This window comes from Halalkalibacter lacteus (genome assembly GCF_036663595.1).
Lineage (GTDB): Bacteria > Bacillota > Bacilli > Bacillales > Bacillaceae_D > Halalkalibacter > Halalkalibacter lacteus.
Window position 1 is genome coordinate 1 of the sequence record NZ_JAWRVL010000256.1, and the last position, 265, is coordinate 265.

Consider the following 265-nt stretch of genomic DNA (forward strand, 5'->3'; position numbering starts at 1 on the left):
GTAGGGGCCGCGCCTCACCATCGTGCCCATGCAGACCACCTACTTCCTGGGGCGGGAGACGCTGCTGGCCAACGGGCCGTCCAAGATCTGGACCTGGCGGAAGCGCCTCTTCATCGTGATGGCGCGGAACGCCCAGACGGCCAGCGCGTTCTTCGGCCTCCCGCCGAACCGGGTGGTGGAGATGGGCGCGCAGATCCAGCTCTAGCGGCCGAGAGCATGCGCTGGCCCCACGCCCTCCGCTCGCTCGAGAAGCGGGACCTCAGGC

General features: G+C 69.8%; 1 protein-coding gene. It reads left to right on the forward strand.

Annotated elements, in window-relative coordinates; genetic code table 11:
* Positions 1-28 precede the first annotated feature (28 nt).
* On the forward strand, positions 29-205 hold the full coding sequence (locus SAZ04_RS22270; RefSeq protein WP_431309055.1) for a KUP/HAK/KT family potassium transporter: 177 nt from the start codon (positions 29-31) through the stop codon (positions 203-205).
* The last annotated feature ends 60 nt before the right edge of the window (positions 206-265 follow it).